The sequence below is a fragment of the Commensalibacter sp. M0268 genome, assembly GCF_016101925.1.
GTDB lineage: Bacteria > Pseudomonadota > Alphaproteobacteria > Acetobacterales > Acetobacteraceae > Commensalibacter > Commensalibacter melissae.
Map to the genome: position 1 here is coordinate 440,742 of NZ_JACFPQ010000002.1, position 23,784 is coordinate 464,525.

Annotated in this window: 21 protein-coding genes and 1 tRNA gene; 18 read left to right on the plus strand and 4 right to left on the minus strand. The window is 36.1% G+C overall.

Annotation, left to right across the window (positions count from 1 at the left end; all coding sequences use genetic code 11):
• Positions 1 to 71: 71 nt before the first annotated feature.
• A complete protein-coding gene (locus H3R28_RS05375) occupies positions 72 to 926 on the minus strand; it encodes an N-formylglutamate amidohydrolase (RefSeq protein WP_198209986.1) in 855 nt (284 codons plus the stop codon).
• Positions 927 to 1,047: 121 nt separating this feature from the next.
• On the opposite strand from H3R28_RS05375, the gene H3R28_RS05380 reads away from it, so the two are divergent.
• The 11 genes from H3R28_RS05380 (at position 1,048) to parC (ending at position 12,124) form a co-directional block, all read left to right on the plus strand.
• Positions 1,048 to 1,122 (plus strand) — tRNA-Val (locus tag H3R28_RS05380).
• Positions 1,123 to 1,254: 132 nt separating this feature from the next.
• The gene (locus H3R28_RS05385) at positions 1,255 to 1,866 is read left to right on the plus strand and encodes a fumarylacetoacetate hydrolase family protein (protein ID WP_198209987.1); all 612 of its coding nucleotides are present in this window, start codon (positions 1,255 to 1,257) and stop codon (positions 1,864 to 1,866) included.
• Between the two features lie 68 nt (positions 1,867 to 1,934).
• Positions 1,935 to 2,936, plus strand: coding sequence for a lytic transglycosylase domain-containing protein (locus tag H3R28_RS05390; protein ID WP_198209989.1), 1,002 nt, complete (start codon positions 1,935 to 1,937; stop codon positions 2,934 to 2,936).
• Positions 2,937 to 3,004: 68 nt separating this feature from the next.
• The gene (locus H3R28_RS05395; protein WP_155565378.1) at positions 3,005 to 3,877 is read left to right on the plus strand and encodes an SPOR domain-containing protein; all 873 of its coding nucleotides are present in this window, start codon (positions 3,005 to 3,007) and stop codon (positions 3,875 to 3,877) included.
• 8 nt (positions 3,878 to 3,885) lie between these two features.
• On the plus strand, positions 3,886 to 5,124 hold the full coding sequence (locus tag H3R28_RS05400) for a D-alanyl-D-alanine carboxypeptidase family protein (protein WP_198209991.1): 1,239 nt from the start codon (positions 3,886 to 3,888) through the stop codon (positions 5,122 to 5,124).
• A gap of 20 nt (positions 5,125 to 5,144) precedes the next feature.
• Positions 5,145 to 5,810, plus strand: a complete 666-nt coding sequence (gene tmk / locus H3R28_RS05405) for a dTMP kinase (RefSeq protein WP_198197179.1) — start codon at positions 5,145 to 5,147, stop codon at positions 5,808 to 5,810.
• Positions 5,791 to 6,744: an AAA family ATPase gene (locus H3R28_RS05410; RefSeq protein WP_198209993.1), complete on the plus strand. Its 954-nt coding sequence runs from the start codon at positions 5,791 to 5,793 to the stop codon at positions 6,742 to 6,744. Before tmk ends, H3R28_RS05410 begins: the two co-directional genes overlap by 20 nt.
• Complete coding sequence (gene metG / locus H3R28_RS05415) at positions 6,741 to 8,282, plus strand: methionine--tRNA ligase (RefSeq protein WP_198209995.1); 1,542 nt, start codon at positions 6,741 to 6,743, stop codon at positions 8,280 to 8,282. The genes H3R28_RS05410 and metG overlap by 4 nt, the downstream gene beginning before the upstream one ends.
• Complete coding sequence (locus tag H3R28_RS05420) at positions 8,282 to 9,079, plus strand: TatD family hydrolase (RefSeq protein WP_198209997.1); 798 nt, start codon at positions 8,282 to 8,284, stop codon at positions 9,077 to 9,079. Before metG ends, H3R28_RS05420 begins: the two co-directional genes overlap by 1 nt.
• Positions 9,080 to 9,087: 8 nt before the next feature.
• Entirely contained in the window at positions 9,088 to 9,879 is a 792-nt protein-coding gene (locus H3R28_RS05425; RefSeq protein ID WP_198209998.1) for an MBL fold metallo-hydrolase, read from the plus strand.
• A gap of 40 nt (positions 9,880 to 9,919) precedes the next feature.
• Positions 9,920 to 12,124 (plus strand): DNA topoisomerase IV subunit A, encoded by a 2,205-nt coding sequence (gene parC, locus H3R28_RS05430; RefSeq protein WP_198210000.1) that lies wholly within the window; start codon positions 9,920 to 9,922, stop codon positions 12,122 to 12,124.
• 71 nt (positions 12,125 to 12,195) lie between these two features.
• On the opposite strand, the gene hemB is transcribed toward parC, so the two are convergent.
• Complete coding sequence (gene hemB, locus H3R28_RS05435; protein WP_122123524.1) at positions 12,196 to 13,188, minus strand: porphobilinogen synthase; 993 nt, start codon at positions 13,186 to 13,188, stop codon at positions 12,196 to 12,198.
• A gap of 15 nt (positions 13,189 to 13,203) precedes the next feature.
• Positions 13,204 to 14,655, minus strand: a complete 1,452-nt coding sequence (locus H3R28_RS05440; protein ID WP_198210002.1) for an APC family permease — start codon at positions 14,653 to 14,655, stop codon at positions 13,204 to 13,206.
• Between the two features lie 182 nt (positions 14,656 to 14,837).
• Here H3R28_RS05440 and glyA point away from each other — a divergent pair, with 182 nt between their 5' ends.
• The 6 genes from glyA (at position 14,838) to H3R28_RS05470 (ending at position 21,680) form a co-directional block, all read left to right on the plus strand.
• Positions 14,838 to 16,130, plus strand: a complete 1,293-nt coding sequence (gene glyA, locus H3R28_RS05445; protein ID WP_198210003.1) for a serine hydroxymethyltransferase — start codon at positions 14,838 to 14,840, stop codon at positions 16,128 to 16,130.
• Positions 16,131 to 16,144: 14 nt separating this feature from the next.
• Complete coding sequence (locus tag H3R28_RS05450) at positions 16,145 to 17,383, plus strand: glycosyltransferase family 4 protein (protein ID WP_198210004.1); 1,239 nt, start codon at positions 16,145 to 16,147, stop codon at positions 17,381 to 17,383.
• Positions 17,376 to 18,491 carry a glycosyltransferase family 4 protein gene (locus tag H3R28_RS05455; RefSeq protein WP_198210005.1) on the plus strand — a complete coding sequence of 372 codons (1,116 nt, stop codon included), beginning with the start codon at positions 17,376 to 17,378 and terminating at the stop codon, positions 18,489 to 18,491. The genes H3R28_RS05450 and H3R28_RS05455 overlap by 8 nt, the downstream gene beginning before the upstream one ends.
• The gene (locus H3R28_RS05460; RefSeq protein ID WP_198210006.1) at positions 18,488 to 19,414 is read left to right on the plus strand and encodes a mitochondrial fission ELM1 family protein; all 927 of its coding nucleotides are present in this window, start codon (positions 18,488 to 18,490) and stop codon (positions 19,412 to 19,414) included. The genes H3R28_RS05455 and H3R28_RS05460 overlap by 4 nt, the downstream gene beginning before the upstream one ends.
• A 153-nt stretch (positions 19,415 to 19,567) precedes the next feature.
• The gene (hmpA, locus tag H3R28_RS05465) at positions 19,568 to 20,782 is read left to right on the plus strand and encodes an NO-inducible flavohemoprotein (RefSeq protein ID WP_155568056.1); all 1,215 of its coding nucleotides are present in this window, start codon (positions 19,568 to 19,570) and stop codon (positions 20,780 to 20,782) included.
• 91 nt (positions 20,783 to 20,873) lie between these two features.
• Complete coding sequence (locus H3R28_RS05470) at positions 20,874 to 21,680, plus strand: DUF3108 domain-containing protein (RefSeq protein ID WP_198210007.1); 807 nt, start codon at positions 20,874 to 20,876, stop codon at positions 21,678 to 21,680.
• Here the strand turns inward: H3R28_RS05470 and H3R28_RS05475 are convergent, their stop codons facing one another.
• The gene (locus tag H3R28_RS05475) at positions 21,681 to 22,367 is read right to left on the minus strand and encodes an HAD family hydrolase (protein WP_198184966.1); all 687 of its coding nucleotides are present in this window, start codon (positions 22,365 to 22,367) and stop codon (positions 21,681 to 21,683) included.
• 89 nt (positions 22,368 to 22,456) lie between these two features.
• On the opposite strand from H3R28_RS05475, the gene glmU reads away from it, so the two are divergent.
• Complete coding sequence (gene glmU, locus H3R28_RS05480; protein WP_198210008.1) at positions 22,457 to 23,776, plus strand: bifunctional UDP-N-acetylglucosamine diphosphorylase/glucosamine-1-phosphate N-acetyltransferase GlmU; 1,320 nt, start codon at positions 22,457 to 22,459, stop codon at positions 23,774 to 23,776.
• The last annotated feature ends 8 nt before the right edge of the window (positions 23,777 to 23,784 follow it).

Here is a 23,784-nt window from a genome sequence, read left to right on the forward strand (position 1 = left end):
ATTTGAATTAATTATATAACAAAATAAACTGGAAATTAACGAAGACAATTAATAATTTTTTTTGGTAACAATTAAATTTTTAAAATTTCTTTCCACTGACTGGTAATCATAATCAGAAATTCAGTCATAATTTTTTGAATTCTAAAAAAATTTTCATTGAGTTGGAAACATTCTTCATTCAAATACAATTTTTTATTTATTTCAATTTGTAAAACATGAATATTTTTAAAAGGATTTCCATAATGACTGGTAATATACCCTCCTGCATAAGGTATATTTTTTTTCACTGTTAAGCCTTTTGATTGAAAATATCTAGCAGTCTGGTTTATTAATAGCGGGCAACAGCTTTTTGAAAAATTGTCCCCTAATATTATATCTGCAAAGGCAGAGGTTTGGATGCGTGGGGATGGCATTGAATGTACATCAAGGATAATGCCTCCATTGAAACGATTTTTACAATTATGAATGAAATTTTGAATTTGTTGATGATAGGAAAACCAATAATTTTGAACTAGTTTTTCAATATGGGTAAATGAAAGATAATATTTGAAAATAACTTTTCCTGAATTGCTGATTTTATGAACTGTTCCAATTCCGTTGTTTACCCGAGCGGATTCTGTATCACACCATGGGGGAAGTTGTTCTTTGAACATTTTTGGATCAAGTTCCCATGCCCATCGATTGAGATCACAGAAAATACGGGATAATTCTGCATTTAACAAACTTCCACCATAATTAGATACATGATGAAAAAGTTCATGGACAAAACTGTCTTCACTCTTGCGTAATTCATCCAAGGGTAATCTTGTTAGTTCAAGCAAATTCTTTGGATAGAATTGTCCAGAATGAGGTGAGCTGACTAAAAACGGTAAAACATTATTATCAGGTTTCTGTAAATGATATATTTTTGTTTTATGAATTGGCACAAAATAACCTTGCTAACGGAAAAAAAAGAATGATTATATTAAAATATTTTATTTTTTTGCATTTGACCACTTGCGCTTTTAAACTAAGATGTGTATCAAGCAGTTTATCAAACGTTAAGATGGGCGCATAGCTCAGCGGGAGAGCACTACCTTGACATGGTAGGGGTCACAGGTTCAATCCCTGTTGCGCCCACCATCTTATCCTAACCGTAAAAAAAAACTAATCATAATTCAAAAAATATTGTTTTTCGTTTGTACATATAATCATCATAATTTACCTGTATAATTAAAAAAATACCTAAAATTCCCTGTTTGTGTATTGGATGAAATGATGATTAATAATATTTATTGTGTTGGCAGAAATTTTGCTGAACATGCAAAAGAATTGGGAAATCAAATCGAATCTGTCCCCGTAATTTTTAGTAAACCCAACACCTCCTTGGTTGAGGGAGATACAATTATCCTACCTGATTTTTCACAGAATATTCATTATGAAACTGAAATTGTATTAAAGATTTCCCAGGATGGTTTTAAAATTTCGGAGAACAAAGCCGAGAATTATTATGATGAAATCGCTCTGGGCCTTGATTTGACGGCTAGAGACCTGCAAACAGCATTGAAAGAGAAAAAATTGCCCTGGTTTTTAGCAAAGGGTTTTAAAGATTCCTGTTACCTTTCCTCTTTTGTAAAAAAGGAACTGTTATCTCTTCCTATTTGCTTTTCAATGAAATTAAATGGAGAAGAGCGTCAGAGAGGAAATAGCAATAACATGATATTTAATTTCAGCAAGATTATATCCTATATTAGCCAGTTTGTTCCATTAAAAAAATCAGATGTGATTTTCACTGGTACGCCAAAGGGTGTAGGTAAACTGAAATTTGGGGATCAAATATCACTCTTTTTGCAGGAAAATGAAATTGCTATAGTAAAAGTGAAATAATTACATGATTTTAATTAAAATTATTTGGTAAGCCAATATATTTTAATCGACATAAAAGGGTAATAGCGATGAAGCGAAGACAATTTTTGGCAAATTCTATTGGCACAGCAGTTATGGCAGTTGGAAGTGGAAAATTTGTTTTTTCGAATATCCCCGCTTTTGCGAGATCATCATCCGAATATAAATCCTTTCTTTTCAATATATATCAACAGGCTGTTCAGCTAGGATTGAATGCCTCTATTATGAGGCATGCTTTGAATTATTCTTTACCGAATAAAAAAGTGATTGAACTTGATCATAAACAGCCAGAATTTGTCATGACATGGCAACAATATTATAAAAAAGTCATAACAGTAGAAAAAATAGAACAAGGTCGCAATAAATTTCAGGAACTTCAAACGTTTTTGACTGCCCTTTGGCAGAGTTATGAAGTTGATCCTTCTATACTTGTTGGAATATGGGGCATAGAATCCTTTTATGGCAAATTTCTCGGAAAATTTAATGTTATTGATGCTTTGGCAACTTTGGCTTATGAAGGTAGAAGAGCTAAATTTTTCAAAATTGAGCTCATGAATGCATTAAGAATTCTTAATCATAGAAATATCAATCCCGAAAATATGATGGGCAGTTATGCTGGTGCAATGGGCCAGCCCCAATTTATGCCAAGTGCATATTTACGGTATGCGGTTGATTTTTCAGGAAACGGTCATCCAAATATTTGGACAAATGAAAAAGATGTACTGGCTTCAATTGCCAATTATCTGAGGAAAAATGGTTGGCATGGATCTGAACCCTGGGGACAAAAAATTTTATTGCCAAATGATTTCAATGGTTCATATATCGGACATAATGTTTCAAAAACACTTGATGAGTGGAAATCAATAGGCGTTAAGCGATCAGATGGTTCGGATTTTTCCCGTCTGGATATTTATGGCAGTATTTTGAAACCGGATGAGAAAAATAATAATGGTTTTATGATTTATCATAATTTTAATGTAATACACCGCTACAACCCTTCGGATTATTATGCACTTGCAGTCGGATTGCTGGGAGATGCGATAGTTGCATAAAATGATTGTTTTTTTGTAATATAAATATAAAATAACAAAATATTAATTTCGTGAATTTGAATTATATCGTGAAAAAATATTTATTTTCTCTATTGTTGATAAGTATAGCCTGTTGTACCAAGGAAGAAAAACCGTTGCAACCAGCTCAGATTCACTACGTGGTTGGTCAACCTTATCAGGTTGGGGAACAATGGTATTATCCTGAGGAAAATTTTGCCTATCATGCAACAGGTTTGGCAGTTATATCCAAAAATCAGAAAAATAAAGTGACTGCTGATGGGGAATATTATGATCCGCAACGTATGACGGGTGCACATCCCACATTGCAATTACCAAGTATTATAAAAGTTCGCAATGTTGACAATGGTAGGGAAATTTCAATTCGTTTGAATGATCGTCCATCATCTTATCCTTCAAGATTGTTGGAATTGACGCCAAAAGCTGGTGAATTATTGGGAATTTCAAACGGTCAAACAGCGAAAATCGAAATTGTTGAGGAAGAAAATCAAAGCCAAAATCTTGCTTTTGAAATGCCCAATGGTCCGCAAACGGAAATGAAAGTTAACACTGCGCCTTTGGATACAATCATGGTTGAAAATCTGAATGGCAAATCAAGCGAAAATAATGCGAAAAAAAAATCAGATCCCACTTTCCAAAAAGCATTAAATTCTTCATTAATATTAAAAGATTTGCCCGTCACTTTTACGCAGGGTCAAATTACAGGAGGGCAAATATGGATTGATTGTGGCTCTTTCACCTTGCGAATTTATGCTAATAAATTGGCGGCACGTATTGGTGGGAGAGTGACCTATAGTTTTGAAGGAGGGCGCAGAATATTGCATGTTCGTTCTGGTCCCTATCAATCAGTCGAAAGTGCAGATCAAAATCTTGATTATTTGTTAAAATCTGGCATTAAGGGTGCCAAAATTATAGTTGAATAGGAACAAGCGTGCATACTCGTAGATCAATATTGACTGGAATTAGTAGCGTAGCTGCATCTCTGGCTCTGATAGATTCAAATTCAGCAAGTGCCCGAAGAGCCATTCGTAAGGCGGCAAGCAGGAAATTCTCGTCAGCAACTCAAGAGGCGATTTCGAATGGTCCACCAGCCGTAACACCAATAGGTCCTTTTGACACGCTGGCACAATACGCCTTTATCATGGATTATAATACAGGTACCGTTTTGATGGATAAATTGGCAGACCAACCTATGCATCCGTCGTCTTTGACAAAAATCATGACCTGTTATATTGTTTTTGCCATGCTGCGAACCGGGCGTTTAAAGCTTGATCAGTTGCTTCCCGTAAGTGAGAAAGCCTGGAAAATGCAAGGATCAAAAATGTTTGTTCCCCTGAATGGACAAGTTTCTGTCCAAGATTTGATCCAGGGTGTTGTTATACAATCCGGGAATGATGCCTGTATTGTACTTGCCGAAGGAATTGCCGGATCTGAACAGCAGTTTGTATCCATGATGAATGAAATGGCGCCCAAGATGGGATTGCGGAATTCTCATTTTATGAACTGTACCGGATGGCCGGATAGCAATCATCTGATGTCTGCCCGTGATATTGCTCTGATAGCCTATCATCTTATTCATGATTATCCCGAATACTATCATTTTTTTTCCGAAAAAGAATTCACTTTCAATAAAATCACCCAGGGCAATCGAAATGTTTTGGTAGACAAAGGGCTTGCGGACGGTTTGAAAACAGGACATACAGATGCTGGCGGTTATGGATTATGTGCCAGTTCTGAACGGAATGGTCGTCGGGTCATAATGGTGGTCAACGGATTAACCTCGATGAATATGCGGGCCCATGAGAGTGAACGTTTGATAGAATGGTCTTTCAATCAATTTGAAAATGTTAAGTTATTCAATAAAGGGGATATTGTTGAACAGGCACCAGTTTGGTTGGGAGCACAAGAAACAGTTCCACTGGTTGCAGGTGAAAATCTTGTTTTAACCTTGCCTGTCGGGATGCGTGATAAATTGAAGGTAACCCTTGATTATAACGCCCCATTGTCCGCACCTGTTATGAAAGGACAAAATGTTGAGGCCTCTCTGTCTGTAAAAAATGGTGGAATTACTGTACAAGTTCCCATAATAGCTGGTGAGACTGTTGAAAAAGCTAATATTATTTCACGTATGATGAAAAATGTAAGCTATCGTTTAACGAATAAAAATTAATCAACATTATTTTATTATTTATGTCAGGATATTTTATTACTTTTGAGGGCGGTGAAGGTGCTGGAAAATCTACACAAGCTCAATTATTGAAAGAAAAGCTGCAAAAAGATAATATTGATGTGCTCTTAACCCGTGAGCCAGGTGGAACAACGGGTGCCGAGGCCATTAGGAAATTATTATTATTTGGGAATTGCGATTTTTCGCTTAAAGCTGAAATCCTGGCTCATTTTACCGCAAGGTGCGATCATGTAGATCAGGTCATAAAACCAGCGCTTCAACAGGGTAAAATAGTGCTGTGTGATCGTTTTATTGATTCAACCTTGGCATATCAAGGATATGGATTAGGTAAGGAAAATCCGGATATTTTGAATTTTATTCAAAAATTATCCAATTTGATAGATTTAATTCCCAATTTAACATTGATATTTGATGCTCCTTATGAAACGCTTATTGAGCGTTGTCTAAAACGTCAAACAAAAATTGATGCTTATGAACAACTCGGGTATGATTTTCATTATCGTGTTCTGAATGGTTTTCAACTGATAGCTAAAAATAATAAAAATCGATGTAAAGTTATCAAAGCTCATAAATTATTGCATGAGGTAACTCGGGAAGTTTACAATCTCGTCACGCATAAACTATCTGAATCAAGATATATTAAAAACAATGACAGCAAAACTAGATGACTCTTTATGGGGACATGAAAAGGAATATGATTGTTTCAAACAAGTCATTTTCCAGAATAAGCTTCATCATGCATGGTTGATATGTGGTGAGGTCGGGGTAGGCAAAAAAACTTTTGTCAATCATGTCATTCGTTTGATTCTTGGTAGCTCTGAAAATGTGTTGGCTAAGATAAAGGCGGGTAGTCATCCTGATTTATTAACGGTTAGTCGAAGAATAGATGAAAAGAAAAACCGTCTTCGTTCGGAAATTTTGATGGATGATATAAAAGCGGTTGGAACGTTTTTACGATTGACTTCTGCCAATGGCGGGTGGCGCATTGTCATTATCGAAGAGGCGGATTTGATGAATCAGAATGCGGCCAATAGTTTATTAAAAATTTTGGAAGAGCCTCCAGATGCTGCTTTAATTTTTTTGATCACTGCACATCCAAACCGTTTGTTGCCAACGATTTCAAGTCGTTGTCGTAAATTAATGCTTCATCCCTTATCAAATACTGTTTTATTAGAAGCCTTGATTAAATTAGCTCCCGAATATTCTGAGGCAGAATATCAAAAAATAATTACCCTGTCTCAGGGATCGATTGGTAAAGCATTATCATTATTGAATTCTGACGCCTCAAATTTGCAAAATATTGTTGATGCCTTTTTCGAGAAGCCTTTCAAAGGAAGTGAGCTGAATGAAAAAGTTAAGTATATTTTACAAAAAGAAGATGGATTTTCTGTTTTTTTTAGCTTATTGACAGATAAATTCAATATGCTGATCGGTGAGGCTATAAAATCAAGGCAGGAACGATTTGGCAATCCATCTCGAACATTAATGGAATGGATTGATATTTGGCAAAAAATTTTAAAATGGCATAAAGATACAGAATCTTTTAATTTGGATAAAAGACAAACCCTAATTTCCGATTTCGAACTAGTAAGTGAATTATGAAAAACCATTATATGATAACCACCCCGATTTATTATGTAAACGGGTTACCCCATATTGGTCATGCCTATACCTCAATCGCTGCGGATGTTTTGGCCCGATTCAAACGATTGGATGGATATGATGTATTCTTTTTGACGGGTACTGACGAGCATGGACAAAAGGTAGAGCAGGCTGCCCACAATAATAAACAAACATCGGAAGTATTTGTAAATGAAATTTCTGCAAAATTCAGAAATATGGCTGATCAGTTAAACATATCATATAATGATTTTATACGAACGACCGAGGAACGTCATAAAAGAAGCTGCCAGACTTTATGGAAAAAAATCGCTGATGCTGGTCACATTTATCTTGGCGCTTATGAAGGGTGGTATTCACTCAGGGATGAGTGTTATTATAGTGAAGATGAACTAACTACTACAGCAGATGGACAAAAGATTGCGCCCACAGGGGCACAGGTTAAATGGTTAAAAGAACCATCCTATTTTTTTAGATTGTCTGCCTGGCAAGACAAGTTGTTGGAATTTTATGAGTTACATCCAGAATTTATCGGCCCAGAAAGTCGTAAGAATGAACTGTTAAGTTTTGTAAAATCTGGTTTACGTGATTTATCCATCAGTCGTACGAGTTTCAAGTGGGGTATTCCAGTTCCAGGCGATAAGGATCATGTCATGTATGTATGGTTCGATGCGTTGACAAATTATATTTCCGCATTGGGCTATCCTGATACGGAATTATCAGATCGGTGGCGTTTTTGGCCAGCAGATTTGCATTTGGTGGGGAAGGAAATTGCACGTTTCCATGCGTTGTATTGGCCAGCTTTTTTAATGGCGGCGGGTTTGGAAGTTCCCAGACGAATATTTTCGCATGGATGGTGGACCGTAGAAGGTGAAAAAATGAGTAAATCAGTAGGAAATGTTGTTGAGCCTATTGAATTGATCAATGAGTTCGGACTGGATCCTGTCCGATTTTTTCTTTTGCGTGAAGTTCCTTTCGGTGGAGACGGAGACTATAGCAGACAATCCCTGATCAATCGCATGAATAATGAATTGGCCAATGATCTGGGTAATCTTGCACAGAGAACTTTGACTCAAATTACCAGAAATTGTGACGGTATTTTACCAGATACTGGAAAAAGATTGGATGTGGATATACAGTTGATAGCAAAAGCTAAACTGTTGCCGATTTTATTAAGGGAACAAATGGACCGTCAGGCTTTTAATGAATCTTTAGAGGATATTTGGAAGGTTATACGCGCTTCAAATGCATATATCGATCATCAGGCGCCATGGAAATTGAAAAAAACTGATTTCGAGCGTATGAAGACTGTTTTAAGAACCTTGGTTGATATGTTGCGCGAAATTGCTACTTGTTTACAGCCATTCATGCCTAATAGTATGGATAAATTATTGACCCAGCTTGGGGTTGGTAAAAATGAACGTAATTTTTCAGATCTTGAAAAAGAAATTCATTCAGGAATAAAATTACCTTTACCTTCTCCTATTTTTCCTCGTTATACGGAAGCTGAACAAATCTGATGCATCTGGTTGATTCACACTGCCATCTTGATTTTTTTGATGATGATGAAAAAAAAGCCATTATTGATCGTGCAACACATGCAGGTTTGGGTGAAGTTGTAACAATAGGAACGCGTTTATCAAATGCGCGGCAGCAAATAGGAATAACCGATTATACAACTGATCATTTGAGTGTATGGTGCACGATTGGAACTCATCCTGAATATGTGATGGATGAACCTTTTTGTTCTGTTGACAGAATTGTTGAATTAACCAATCATCCCAAAGTTATAGGTATAGGTGAAACCGGACTTGATTATTTTTACGGTAAACAAGAGGCTTTTGAACGACAGAAAGAATCTTTTGAAAATCATATCCGTGCCTCGCAACAAACTGGATTGCCTGTATGTATTCATGCCCGGGATGCAGATGATGATATTGCCAAAATCTTAAAGAGAGAGACAGAAAAAGGAGGACGATTTCCATTTTTAATTCATTGTTTTACATCTAGTATGAAACTGGCCGAAACAGTTCTAGATTTGGGTGGATATATTAGTATTTCAGGTATAATCACTTTTAAAAAAGCCCAGGATTTACGCGATATCGTTCTCCATTTACCTCAAGATAGAATTCTTGTTGAAACTGATTCTCCTTATCTGGCTCCCGTACCATTTCGGGGCAAACAAAATGAACCTGCATATGTTTATCAAACAGCAGAATTTATGGCCAAATTGTTGGCAATCGATTTTGAAACGTTTAAAAAACAAACAACAGATAATTTTCATCGTCTTTTTAAAAAGGCGTCTTTTAAAAGGTAAATTGTTTAATGAAAATTACTATTCTGGGATGCGGAGGTTCGGGTGGTGTCCCATTGGTAGGAGGTGATGATGGTCAGGGGAATTGGGGAATATGTGATCCCCTGGAACAAAAGAATCAACGAACTCGATCCTCTATCGTTATTGAGTTGAATAATGGCAAAAGAATTCTAATTGATTCAGGTCCTGATATACGAACTCAGTTATTGAGAGAAAAAATTGGCAGGGTTGACGCTGTCATTTATTCTCATGCACATGCAGATCATATTGCTGGTCTGGATGAATTGCGTTCAATCAACAGAGTTTTGGGTAAAGCCTTACCAATATATGCAACGAAAGATACATTATCCGAATTGAAATCAAGATTTGCCTACGCATTTAAGCCATGGAAAACCCAACCATATTTTTTTCGTCCAGTTTTGGATGTTCATCAGATTGATTATTATGATAATTTCATGATTGAAAATCAATCTATTCAAACATGTGAACAGGTACATGGTTTTTGTAAATCCATGGGTATACGATGTGGTGATGTGGCATATTGTACCGATGTGGTTCGGATTCCGGAACAAGGGTTGAAAATTTTATCCTATCTTGATCTGTTTATTGTGGGATGTTTTCAACGGAATGAACATCCTGCTCATGCATGGATTGGCAAGGTTCTGGAATGGAAAAAAATTATCAAGCCTAAAAGAACGATTTTAACGCATATGGGACCTGATATGGATTGGAATTGGCTAAAGGCAAATCTGCCGCCGGACATCGAAGTTGCCTATGATGGACTAATTCTCTATTCTGTATAATCATATACAAATAAAAAATTAAAACATACAAGAGTATAATATGACTGCTGCATCTGACGGTTTAATCAAGGACGCTCCCTTTGCAAGGGCATTAAGTGAACGTTATCTGGCCTATGCCCTGTCAACAATAATGTCGCGTTCATTACCAGATGTAAGGGATGGATTGAAACCTGTTCATCGTCGTTTGATATATGCCATGCGTCAATTGAAACTTGATCCAAAATCAGGATTCAAGAAATGCGCCCGTATTGTTGGGGATGTTATTGGTAAATATCATCCTCATGGGGATGCCGCTGTCTATGAAGCGCTCGTTCGTCTCGCACAGGATTTCGCTGTACGGTATCCCTTGATTGAGGGACAGGGGAATTTTGGATCCATTGATGGTGATAATGCTGCGGCTATGCGTTATACAGAATCCCGTATGACAAGAATTGCCCAGTCTTTATTGCAAGGTATCGATGAAGATTGTGTTGATTTTCGTGATACCTATGATGGAGAGGAAAAAGAACCCGTTGTTTTACCAGGTGCATTCCCAAATCTTTTGGCAAACGGTGCAAGCGGAATTGCTGTTGGAATGGCAACAAACATTCCCCCACATAATGTGGGTGAAATTTATCAGGCCGCTATGACCCTTATTAAAAATCCTGAAGCCTCTACACAGGATTTGTTGCATTTTGTAAAAGGTCCAGATTTTCCAACAGGTGGGAAAATTGTTGAAAATCAAAATGTTATTCAACAAACTTACGAAACTGGTCGAGGCTCATTAAGGCTCAGGGCAAAATGGGAAATTGAACATGGTCGATTTGGAACTTGGGTTATCGTTGTTAAAGAAATACCCTATCAAGTGCAGAAATCCAAATTGATTGAACAGATAGCCACTTTGATGGAACAGAAGAGGCTTCCATTATTGGCAGATATAAGAGATGAAAGTACTGATGAAATACGGCTTATATTAGAGCCCAAAGTTAAAACGGTGCAGCCTGAAATTTTAATGGAATCCATGTTTAAACTGACTGTCTTGGAAAACCGGTTTGCTTACAACATGAATGTGCTTGATCGCAATGCCGTTCCTAAATTGATGGGATTGAAAGCCATTTTGAAATCATGGTTGGATCATCGTTATGAAGTTCTCAAACGTCGAAGTCAATATCGGTTAAATGTTATTGAACAGCGATTGGAAATTCTGGAGGGTTTATTAGCGGTATATCTAAATCTCGATGAAGTTATTCGTATAATTCGAGATGAAGATGAAGTAAAAACTGTTTTGATGCAAACTTTCAATCTGTCGGATGTTCAGGCTGAAGCCATTCTCAATATCCGTTTGAGAAGTTTGAGACGATTGGAAGAAAATGCAATAAAAAATGAATATGCACAACTCACCAATGAAAAATCTAATTTAAAAACGTTGCTGGCAAGTGAATCTCTTTGCTGGAAAGAAATAAACAAAGAATTGAAAGAGGGTTTGAAAACGTTCGGTCAGTCCGATGATAGTTTGAGAAAAACGGAAATTTCTGAAGCGCCTAAAACAATAGATGTTATGGATATTCTGGAAGAGGTGGAACGTGAACCTCTGACAATTATTTTATCCTCCAAAGGTTGGATACGTGCTTTGAAAGGACATAATCTTGACAGTGATAAGCTGAAATTCAAAGAAGGGGATCATTTATTTAAAATATTGGAATGTCATAGTAATGATCGAATTTGCATTATCGGTAGTGAAGGTAAATCATTCAATATAAAGGCATTAGATTTACCAAGAGGCCGAGGTGATGGTCAACCCATACGTCTTCTTGCTGACATAGCAAATGATGCTGAGGTTATTGAATTTTTTATTTTAGATGAAAAAAAGAAATATGTTCTTGTTTCAACCTCAGCAAAAGGATTTGTCATTTCTGGGGAAAATCTAGTTACTGAACGGAAAACGGGTAAACAAGTCTTAACTTTAAAGGATAATGAAAAAACATTCGCTTGTCTTGAAAGTAATGGAAATTATATTGCCATTGCGAATTCATCCAGTAAATTTCTGATATTTCCACTAGAACAAATTCCTGAATTAAAAAAGGGTAGTGGTGTTTTATTACAGAAATTGGGTAAAGGAAAACTGAAACTGGTTATAGTTTTTGATTCTAAGATTGGTTTTACAATGCCTGGTCAAACAAAAGTCAGAAATTTTGAAATATTGGAAAATTATATAGGTAATCGTGCATCTGTTGGACATAAATCTCCTAATTGGTTGAGAATTTAGTCTTATTCTAGTCCAAAGGATATTTATAAAATAATTAATTAATATTTAAAATATCCCTTTATAGATGAAAATTATAACTGTTTTAATAATTTTGCCGCTTCTGGAGCAAAATATGTCATAATCGCATTTGCTCCAGCTCTCTTGAAACAGAGAAGCGTTTCAAGAATAGCCTGATTATTATCAAGGTAATCATGGTTAATCGCGTTTTTCAACATGGCATATTCACCAGAAACCTGGTAACTGACAATTGGAATATTGAATCTATCTCTTACCATTCGGATTATGTCCAAATAGGGTAATCCCGGTTTGATGATAACTGAATCAGCACCTTCTTGAATATCGAGTTCGACTTCAGAAAGAGCCTCTCGACTATTGGCAGGATCCATCTGATAAGTTTTTTTATCGCCTTTTAAAAGTTTTCCTGATTCCAGCGCATCTCTGAAAGGTCCATAATAAACACTGGCATATTTTGCGGCATATGACATGATTCGTGTATTAACAAAATTATCATTGTCCAATGCCTTTCGGATTGCCGCGACCCTACCATCCATCATGTCAGAAGGTGCGATAAAATCCATACCTGCTCGGGCTTGATTAATCGATTGCCTGACAAGTATCTCTATGGTTTCATCATTGGCAACATAACCATTTTTTATTATACCGTCATGACCATGGCTGGTATAAGGATCAAGAGCTACATCCCCGATTAATAATATTTCTGGAAATCTTTTTTTAAGTTCTCTTGATGCACGGCAAATTAGATTATCGGGATTATAGGCTTCCTTTCCCTCTGGATCACGTTTATCGTTGGTGGTTACAGGAAATAATGCAAGCGCGGGGATATCCAGATTTGCAGCAGGTTCTATATATGCAGCCAGACGATCAACAGTAACCCGTTTAATTCCAGGCATTGAAGAAACTTCTGTTTCAATATTGTTGCCCTCAATAATAAAAATTGGCCAAATCAAATCATCTTTACTCAATTTATTTTCAGCTACCAGACGACGCGTTGCAGAATCAATTCGATTGCGTCGCATACGAGTCAGAGGAAAGCTTCCAATCATGGTATCAATCCTTAATTAATTATGAAATTTCTGTTGTAATTTACTGTGTTTATGACCATAAAGCCAATAAATAATTATACCTATGAACATCCATCCCCCAATGGTTAACCATGTTATATTGCTTAGGGAATACATCAGCACACAACAAACCAAAGTGCCAAATATCGGTATGATATCGCCACCTGGCACCTTAAAACGCCGAGGGAAATCTTTATGGGTTCGACGTAAAATCATTACTGATATACATACGAAAAAAAAGGCGGATAATGCACCTATAGAGCACATTTCACTTAAAATTGAAATAGGAATAAAGGCAGATAGAATACAGATAAAAACCATAAAAAACATGTGTGATAGATGAGGAGTTTTATGGTCGGGATGAATAACAGAAAAGAATTTGGGAATCAAACCGTCTTTAGAAAGGGTAAAAAAGATACGAGTTTGACCTACAAGAAGTAATACAAGAACAGGAAAATAACCAATGATGATACTGAATTTGATTACGGGCTGTAACCATTTATAAGGGGTGTGATCAATGGCTGTTGCCACAGGTGCGCCATTACCAAGCAATTGATGAAAATTGACAAGCCCAACAATAACAAAGGCAAACGTGACATAAATGAGTGCTGTAATTGTAATGATTATTAAAATAGCTTTCGGGATATCCCTTGATGGATTTTTAACTTCCTGTGCAGTAGAAGCTACGCTATCAAAACCTATATAGGCAAAAAAGATCATGCCGGCAGCTTGAAAGATTCCTGAAATGCCAAAATGACCAAATTGACCTGTATTTTCTGGGATAAAAGGCTTGAAATTGTCAAAATCAACATAGGAAAATCCAAAAGCGATAACAGCAAATACAACAAACAACTTGATCAAAACAATCATATTGTTCATTCGAAAGGATTGTTTAATCCCTTGTATCAGATAAAGAGACAGAAATATGATGACAAATGTGGATGGAAGATTCAATATCCCAGAAATATTCTGGCCGTCTATATTTATTTTCTCTAGTGGTGAAGCGAAAAATTGATAGGGTAGGTGTAAGTGAAAACTTATCAGAATTGACTTTAAATATTGTGACCAACTTACCGCTACCGCTGCTGCTCCGACAGAATATTCAAGCACCAAATTCCATCCAACAATCCAGGCTATAAATTCTCCCATAGCGATATAGATATAACTGTAAGAACTGCCCGATTCTGTAATCATTCCAGCAAGTTCACTGTAACATAATCCTATGAATGAACATGCCAATGCTCCTATTAGGAAGGAAAGAAGTACGGCGGGACCAGCATGTTCTGATGCAGCAATACCTGTAACCGTAAAGAGTCCGGTTCCAACAATTCCACCAACGCCAAAAAAAATCAGACTAGGCATGCCGATTACGCGCGCCAAACCGTTTTCATGCTGGTTATTTTCTATGGATTTTTTTCTAAATAGTGATTTTCTCTTGGATAGATCCATAGAATAGCCCTTTTTTAAAATTTATCACAATATTGTGTAAAGTTCTTAAAATAAATCATATTTTTTTGGAATTTATTTTTTCAGTAATAGCGTATTATCTTACATATTTAATTGCAGAAAATCACAAAATTGAATATTTATTAGAGAGTCTCTTAAATATGTAGTTTTCTAGGAATCCATGAATGTCCGAAAATAATTTATATCATCAATTTTTTCAATCTGATGTTTCTCAAACAGATCCTGAGGTTTACGCAGCTTTACTAAGCGAACTTACCCGTCAACAGGACGGTATTGAGTTAATAGCAAGTGAAAATATTGTTTCCAAGGCAGTTTTAGAGGCTCAGGGTAGCGTATTGACGAATAAATATGCTGAAGGATATCCCGGACGTCGTTATTATGGCGGATGTAGTGAAGTTGATAAGGTGGAAGTTCTTGCAATTGAACGTGTCAAGAAAATTTTCAACGCGCAATTTGCCAATGTTCAACCACATTCTGGTGCGAATGCCAATCTGGCTGCATTTATGGCTACTGTCAAACCTGGTGAAAAAGTATTGGGAATGAATTTGGCAGCGGGTGGACATTTAACCCATGGTGCGGCACCTAATTTTTCTGGAAAATGGTTCCATGCATTGCACTATGGAATTCGAAAAGAGGATGGCTTGATTGATTATGACGAACTCGAGGCGACTGCAAGAAATGAAAAACCACGTTTGATTATTGCAGGTGGATCTGCATATCCCAGAATTATTGATTTCGCCCGTTTCAGAAAAATTGCCGATGAAGTTGGTGCTTTTCTGATGGTTGACATGGCTCATTTTGCCGGATTGGTTGCAGCAGGCCTTTTCCCAAACCCAATGGATTACGCTGATATTGTCACCAGTACAACGCATAAAACTTTACGTGGACCTCGTGGAGGAATTGTTTTAACAAACAGTCCCGATTTGGCTAAAAAAATCAATTCAGCAGTATTTCCCGGATTACAGGGTGGTCCATTGATGCATGTCATCGCTGCAAAAGCGGTGGCCTTTGCTGAAGCAATGCGTCCAGAATTCAAGACCTATCAAAAAGCGGTGGCAAACAATGCCCGTGTATTGGCAGACACCTTGATTGAATGTGGATTTGATATTGTTACAAATGGTACGGACAGCCATTTGTTACTTGTTGATTTGCGTCCCAAGAAAGTAACGGGAAAACAGGCGGAAGAAAGTTTGGAAAGAGCGGGAATAACCGCAAATAAAAATGCGGTTCCTTTTGATCCGGAAAAACCGGCCATTACTTCCGGTATTCGTCTAGGTAGTCCAGCAGGGACAACTAGAGGGTTTGGTGAAGCAGAATTTCGTGAAATTGGTCTCTTGATAAATGAAGTTCTAACTCCATTGGCAAATGCCAAAGATAATGATAACAGTTTTGCGGAAAAAGCTGTTCGCAATAAAGTCATGGCTTTATGTAAACGCTTTCCCATATATAAACAGTAATTATTTCAAGGGTATTGCAGATTCAGCCATTTCATAAATTATGGCGTTTATTGCCCCCATATCAGCGAAGATTTTATCTAAGCAAAGTGGGGGGAATATTAGCACCTTCTATATCATCAGAATCCTTTTGTGATCAAAGCGTAATTATAATTGGTGAGTTTTCAAAAGCTTCTGGTTTGGGTGAAGGGGCGCGTATAATGTATAATGCACTTAAAAACGAAAATGTAACCGTTCAGAAAATTGATATTGACCCCTATGGTTTTTCTTATACAAAATATAAGGAAGCGTGTAGAATTTTATCAGTTTATCCATACGCATCATTGATTTTTCATATCAATGCCCCACAATTGGCATTTGCATTATTGAATTTACCTCGTTTTTTATTGAAAAACAGAAAAATAATAGGTTATTGGGCATGGGAGCTTGAAATTTTGCCAAAAGAATGGGAGGTGGGTTTCAGATTTGCTCATGAAATATGGGTACCCTCTCGTTTTGTCGCAAAAGCCGTTAAACATTGGGCTAATAAATATCAAAAAAAGATTACGGTTGTTCCACATCCTATTGCAGCATATCCTGTAGCAATTGCGTCAAGTCTAACTCGTGAAAGTCTTGGTTTACCCCAAGCAACTTTAAATATATTAACATCTTTTAATCTTTCTTCATCTTTTGTTAGAAAAAATCCTATAGCCGCAATCAGGGCTTTTAGAAAAGCGTGTGAAACAATAGCGCATGATAAAATTAGCCTTATTCTCAAGGTTTCTTATATTAATGATTTCCGTCAGGATTTTAATGAATTAAAGAAAGCGATAGATGGACAAAAAAATATCATTCTTTATACTAATTTATTGACAACAGAGGAAAATAGGGCGCTTATATTTCATTCTGATATTATTTTGTCACTTCATCGCAGTGAAGGTTTTGGGTTGGTGCCAGCAGAAGCTATGCAATACGGAAAAGCTGTTATTTCCACTAATTGGTCTGCAACTAGTGAGTATATTGATGAAAACTGTGGTGTTCCTGTTAATTACAAACTGATACCTGTAAAAGACCCACGTAAAGTATATGAATTGCCGAATGCCTTGTGGGCTGAACCTGATATTGAATTCACCGCTAAAAAAATTAATGAATTGTTTTACAATGAAAACTATCGTAATAATTTAGGTGTTTTATCTAAAAATAAAATTAAAACGATATTTAATTCAAAATTTTTAAAAAAAAGATTTAATAATTATTTGGTAAGAAATAATGGATAAATCATTTAATATTTTAGTATGGCAATGGGGTAGAAAGGGAGCGGGACCAAAAATTGCTGTTGAATTGTCAAATGCTTTAAGATCTATTAAAAATTTAAACATTTTACTATCCTTATCCGATCGGGCTGAAATTATTGATTATAATCCGGAATGTCAAATTGGTATAAAGTTTAAAACATATTCATCAATATTGGGATATTTAATACGATGGATAGAGTCTCCTTATTGGATATTGTATTTGATATATCATCTTAAAAAAAATAAGGTAGACTTGGCCATATGCACAATGCCGGGATTATTAGATATGATTATGATTTCGGCCTTGAAAATATTGAAAATCCCATGTGTTGTAATTATTCACGATGCTTATCCTCATCCAGGGGATGGATATCTTTTTCAACATTTTTTGCAAAGACAGTTGATTAAAAATTCAGATTTGATCGTAACTTTTACTCAATACGTATACAATCAATTAAATAAAAGGAATTTTTTATCAAAATCAAAATTTATAAGGGTATGGCATCCCCCTTTAAAATATGATTATGAAAATATTTCTGTTTCAAAAAACAAAAATGAAATACATCTTTTGAATTTTGGTCGTCTTTTGCCTTATAAAGGGTTTAATCTGTTAAATGACGCTTTAAAACTAGTCAAATCGGATAGGTCTTATATAGTTCGTATAGTAGGGCAGGGTCCAAAAAGCAAGGTTTTAAAATTGTTAAATCGTAGAAAAAATGTATATGTCGAAAATAGATGGGTTCCGGAAAATGAAATTGCCTCCATTTTTGAATGGGCGGATGCTATAATCTTGCCGTATGAGGAGGCCAGTCAAAGTGGTGTTTTGGCCATTGCCCTGGCATTTTCAAAACCCGTTTTAATAACAAGGGTAGGAGGATTAATGGAGCAATGCAATCATAAAGACCTTGTTTTTTTATGCAATCCCAATCCTGAAGATATAGCCAAAAATATTGATAAAATTCTGGAGTTGCCTTTTCCGTTAAAAAGAGAACATATGGATACGTCACATGAATGGAAAAAAATGGCAAAGGATTTAATTTCGCAAATAAACGAGAAATTCAATTTTCATTTAAAGTTAGATACTCGATGACAGAAGTTTCAATTTTGACAGAAAATTTTGCTGGAATGAAAACGCAAGCCCTTGGGTTTGTTAAAAGAGCACAATTTGATTACAGTTTTCATCAGTTAAAACCTAGATTTCCCTGGAAATTTATTTCAGCACCCTTTTGGCCCAATCCTTTGAAAGCGGTATTTCCTTTTCAACCAAAAGATAATTCTGTAATTGTAAGCGTAGGAAGTGTGGGGGGTGTTGTAAATGCCGACTTACGCAAGAAAAATCATATAGCCATACATATACAGAATCCGCGTATCGCATTAAATAAATTCGATCTTATCATTGCCAATCCTCATGATAATATTAAAGCGGATAATGTTCTTGTATCGCGTAATGCATTGCATCATATAACTCCCTCATTGCTGTCTGAAAATTTGCATTATTGGAATTCCATTCTTCATGATCCGGTAAAACCATTGGTAAGTGTTTTGCTGGGCGGAAATAATGGCAGATTCAAATTTGGTGTAAAAGAAGCTGAACAGATTGCTTATCAATTAAAAAGGGTTATTACCAAAAACAATATTTCACTTGCGGTAACTCCTTCAAGAAGAACGAATCCTTCAGCTTTAAAAAGATTGAAAGAGATATTATCACCATTTAGTGTATATATTTGGAATGGTGAGGGAGAAAATCCCTATTTAGGATTACTGGCATGTGCTGATTATATATTGGTTACAATTGATAGTGTTTCAATGGTTTCTGAGGCTATTGCCACTTCTGTACCAGTAATGATCTTGCCATTGCCCGGTAAATCAAAAAGAATTTCTTCCTTCATCAATTCAATGTTTAATGAAAAACGAATCAGGATGTTTGAGGGGAAACTTGAAACATGGCGTGTCACCTCGATTGATGATACAGATGAGATCATCAATCAAGCAAAGTTAAAATTAAAATTATAAAATTTTATTAATAATTTACTTTTATTTTTTCTTAAAAAGAGTATATTGAATACATCTTTAATGATTTATCTTAGTTGTAACAGGGTTTGTTAAGATTTTTATTAAAGATGTATTTTAAATATATTATTTAATTAAAATTAAGGGTCACTATAAATGCTAACCGAAGCTCAAAAAACGCTTGTTAAAAATACAGTGCCAGTTTTAAGAGAGCATGGCATTGAACTAACTTCCTATTTCTATAAACGGATGTTGAATAATAATGCTGAACTTAAACAGATTTTTAACCGTGGACATCAAGAAGCCGGAAAGCAACAACATGCACTTGCTACGGCTGTCCTGGCATATGCAGAAAATATCGATAATCCAACCATACTAGAAAATGCTTTCATTCATATTGCCAATAAACATGTAAGCCTGAATATTCGGGCGGAACATTATCCTATTGTTGGGGAACATCTTCTGGCATCTATTAGTGAGGTATTGGGTGAAGCCGCTACAGATGATTTGATCGAAGCTTGGGGAGCTGCCTATCAACAATTGGCTCAACTGTTAATTGATATTGAATTGGGCATATACAAAGAACAGATCAGGGAACATGCATGGACAGGTTGGAGAGGATTTAAAATAGTCAAGAAAATTCCTGAAAGCGAACAAATCACGTCGTTTTATCTACAACCGGTTGATGGGGGCAAGCTTCCGGAATTTTATCCTGGACAATATGTTTCAGTTCGAATTTATGTCCCAGAATGGAATTTAATTCAGCCGCGTCAATATACATTATCTGATTCTCCTGGAAAAGATACGTTGCGTATTACGGTTAAACGTGAAGATGGTAAGGGGAAAACTCCGGCAGGTAAGGTTTCCAATCTACTTCATAAGAGTTATGATGTTGGGGATATCATAGATCTGTCTGCACCAGCAGGAGAATTCTATCTAAATCAGCAAGGGAAAAATCCGATTATTCTTATGAGTGCCGGGGTTGGAATTACTCCCATGTATTCCATGCTGTCTTTTCTGCATGAAAAACAAAGTAATCGTTCTGTTCATTTCATTCACGGAACACATAATGGTAAACAACATGCCTTACGTGAAAAAGTAAATGAAATTGTTGAAAAAAGTCCCACTTTTAATCGCTTTATTTTTTATTCAAAACCTGATGGTGAAGATAGACAGGGAATAGATTATGACTATCAAGGGCGTATGGACATTAATAGGATAGATCAGTCAATTTTTGATAAAGATGCTGATTATTATCTTTGTGGACCTGTTGAATTCATGAAAGATGAGGGTAAAAAATTGAAGGAAAAAGGTATTCCACCTGAAAAAATTCATGTTGAGGCTTTTGGAACAGGAGCTTTTAGCATTTAATCAATTAAATGTTTTACCATGATATTTATATACTTTTTTTAGAATATTCTGTACTCTGTCTATAAAAGACATCTTTTGAAAGAGAGTAGTCATGGTAAAATATTATAAAATGTTAATATTGTGTATTTTGTCATGGATATTTTTTGATAATTCGCTTGTAAAAGCACAAAATAATTTGAATATTCCTAAACCGATTAACTTGATATTTGATGTGTATAACAAGAATTTACATGTTATTGTTATAAAGGCATCGTACGTATTAACATCGGACAATTATTTTGCAAAAGCTCATTTTAATTCTGCAGGTGTTATAAGTCTTTTCATAAATCTGGATATGATGTCATCAGTTCAAGGGGAAATCAATAATAGTAATTTGTTACCAAATGAATACCAATCATCTGGAAAATCCAAAGGTAAGAAATTCGTTGCTAATATAGATTTTAACCATAAACAAAATGTAAAGATAGAAAAACTTGATCCTGCAATTGAAGACAATCGTGATGTTGTGACTGAAAGTCAAAGGAATAACAGTATAGATATCTTAAGTGCAATGTTGCAATTGGTTCAGCGGGTCAGAGCGAATAAAAACTGTAGCGACCAATTCAAGATTTTTGATGGCTCTCGTATATTCACGTTTCAAAGTAAGGCGGCTGGTACAATGCCTATACCATCTTCGTGGACAAGCCCCTATAAGGGAGAAGCATTATTTTGTAAGGCGGTGGCTCAACAAACGGCTGGTCTCAAACGTTCACGTCACCGCGCTCTATCAGCACAACCCCAACCTGGATATTTATGGTTTAAAGAGATTGACAATATAGGAATGTTACCTGTCCGTTTTGAATTTAACAATCCAAAAATGGGAAATGTAATAGTAATTCTGAGACAGGCTACAAAATGATCAAGGTTTTTTATCAATCATTTTCTCAGCAATTATCGGTACATCCTTTATGGAGCGGGCACGCATGGTTGCTTCTTTTCCAATACACAAATCACCATAGCCCCATTCGGCAAATATGCTTCCCGTAATGTGTGCGTTCCTGGCGACAAGAATATCATTTAGGTGATCACCTACCATTACAGTTTTAGTTGGTAAAACTTGAAGATAGTTGATTATTCCTAAAAGATGAACCGGATAAGGTTTTTTATCTGCAAAACAATCACCTCCAGCGATAAAATCAAAATATGATTGCAGGTTAAGTTTTTCCAAAATATTCTTGGCTGCTTGCGTAATTTTATTGGAACATAAAGCTATTTTCCAACCATTTTTTTTAAATTTTATTAGAACTTCTTCCGCCCCTTCAAAGGGTTTGGAAAGATCGGCCGCATGTGGGACATAATCCTTGACAAATCTTTCAATAGCCTCATTTCTGTCAATAAAACTTGCCTCTTTTCCTGCATTATCTAGAATTTTTTCAACTGTCACCTTAATTCCGTCACCCAATGTAGAACGCACTGATTGTGTACTGATAGGAGGCAATCCATAGGATTTCAGCAAAGTCTGACAACTGCGATCTATATCTGGAAGACTGTCAATTAAGGTTCCATCCATATCAAATACGATCAAGGGATAAGGTTTTATATTCATAATTTTTGTTTTAAGCCTCATTTGGGATATAAAAAGTGTAAATATTTTGATAGTATGACATAAATTTTTTACAAATATCATGACAAACAATGCATAAATTATCAAATTCCACCACGGAAACCGTTGCAGTTATTCTGGCTGCAGGAATGGGAACCCGTATGAAATCTTCAAAACCAAAGGCAATGCACCCCATTGCAGGGCTTCCAATGATACGTTTATTATTAAATCAGGTTGAAAAGGTTTTTGATCGAATTATTGTGGTTCTCGGTCCGCATATGGAGACTCTTGCCGATCTTGTAAAACCGCATCAGGTTGTAATCCAGAAGCACAGATTGGGAACCGCCCATGCTGCATTGCAGGCAGAGGCCTATTTTGGAAAGGGTATTGTCACTGTTCTAAATGCTGACAATCCCCTGATACGGGAAAATACATTACAGCGACTTATTGATGAGAAAAAAAAACCAAAAACTGATTTGGTTTTATTAGCTATGGAATGTAATGATCCCAAGGCTTATGGACGTGTGATTGAAAATAATGGTCATGTAATAAAGATTGTGGAAACACTTGATGCCTCTGACGCAGAAAAAAAAATAAAATTGTGCAATTCTGGGGTAATATGTGCGGACGCACTGTATTTTTCCAAATGGCTGAAAGAAATTGAAAATCATAATGCAAAAAAAGAATATTATATTATAGATATTGTTTCTTTAGCAGTTAGGGAACATAAGGTGGTAAAGGCTCTAAGGGCTTCAGAAACGGAACTTACAGGGATCAATTCGCAATCTGAATTGGCTTTTGCTGAATCCATAATTCAAAAAAGATTGAGAAAACAGGCGATGGATAACGGGGTGACAATGATTTCACCGGATACTGTTTTTATGTCTTATGATACCAAGATTGAAAATGATGTAATTCTTCATCCCAATATTGTTTTTGGCAAAAATGTGGTCATTCGTTCAGGGGTTGAAATCAAATCATTTAGTCATCTTGAAGGCTGCGAAATTAAACAAAATGCCATAATTGGTCCATATGCTCGTATCAGACCTGATACGGTGGTGGGTCAGGATGCGCATGTCGGTAATTTTGTGGAATTGAAAGCTACAGCTTTAGGTGACGGGGTGAAAGCAAATCATCTTTCCTATCTTGGTGACAGCATTGTTGGTAAAAAGACAAATATTGGTGCAGGAACGATAACCTGTAATTATGATGGGTCGAGAAAACATAAGACGGTCATTGGAGATGAGGTATTTGTCGGTTCTGATGCCATTCTTGTTGCTCCTGTAGAAATTGGTAATAAAAGTTTAATTGCGGCAGGAAGCGTGATAACGGATGATGTTCCTGATAATGCCAAAGCATTTGGTAGGGCCAGGCAGGTAAATAAAAATAGCAAGGTTACATTAAAAAACTGATATTAAAG